Source organism: Corynebacterium sp. UMB8791 (assembly GCF_054166365.1).
Map to the genome: position 1 here is coordinate 1 of NZ_JBSZCG010000025.1, position 356 is coordinate 356.

A 356-nucleotide genomic window follows, 5' to 3' on the forward strand; every position below is an offset into this window, starting at 1 on the left:
GCTGATAACAACGCTTGTTGTTGCTTGATTCATCGTAATTTCAATTGAATCAGGCTCTGTTGCCCAATAAATTGGCTCAGTGAACAAACAACTATCTGAGAAGTTGTACACAGTCGGATGTATTAATCTCTTAAACGGACTGGAACAGGTAATGGTAAAGGTACTTACTACATTAAGCTTACCTGCGTCTGGCGTGTCACTAGCTGATACAGTGCCCTTATATTCAAACAGTGGGTCATCGTAGAAGTAGAAATTGAATTCTTTATTCTTAAGCAAATAATTCAATCGTTCAAACTTAGCTCTAAACTCAATCTCATCTTTACTTAAGAGCTGATACTTCACGACAATCTCACGGC

At 38.2% G+C, this 356-nt stretch carries 1 protein-coding gene; it reads right to left on the reverse strand.

Going from position 1 to position 356, the window contains the following annotated elements; genetic code table 11:
- Window positions 1-342, reverse strand: a 342-nt coding sequence (locus ACXIUA_RS00620; protein ID WP_457975896.1) for a hypothetical protein, incomplete at its 3' end; no start/stop codon positions are given.
- Window positions 343-356: the final 14 nt, after the last annotated feature.